Source organism: Mesorhizobium sp. M2E.F.Ca.ET.219.01.1.1, from assembly GCF_004016445.2.
In the GTDB taxonomy this organism is placed as follows: Bacteria; Pseudomonadota; Alphaproteobacteria; order Rhizobiales; family Rhizobiaceae; genus Mesorhizobium.
Map to the genome: position 1 here is coordinate 1 of NZ_SADT02000068.1, position 404 is coordinate 404.

Consider the following 404-nt stretch of genomic DNA (forward strand, 5'->3'; position numbering starts at 1 on the left):
GTCTGACCACGCGACCGCCAGCATGGCCATCGTTGCCGCCTTCGCCATGCACGCGCTGCAGCGCCGCACGCTTGTCTTGTTCGCCGCGGCGCTGCTGATCTGCTGGTCGCGGCTCCATATCGGCATCCACTATGCCGGCGACGTCGTCGGCGGTGCCGTTACCGGGCTTGCGGCCGCTCTGGCGGTGCGGCTTTCCTATCGCGAGAATTCACGGCTGGACGCCTTCGCCATGAGGATCTTTAGGCTAGAGGCCAAGGGTTGCGGGCGCCAGTTCGCCTTTGGCCATTTCGGATCCCGATCATCCACAGCTTGGGTCATGGCGACCGTCGCCCAGCTCCGATTTTGACCGGCGCGTATCACAAAAGTGACGCGCCCGCGCCCCTATATGCTAGGCTTATCCCGTC

Annotated in this window: 1 protein-coding gene; it reads left to right on the forward strand. The window is 64.4% G+C overall.

The annotated features are described in order from the left end of the window. A partial coding sequence (locus tag EN862_RS34950; protein WP_135913289.1) for a phosphatase PAP2 family protein occupies positions 1-346 on the forward strand: 346 nt, incomplete at its 5' end. Positions 347-404: the final 58 nt, after the last annotated feature.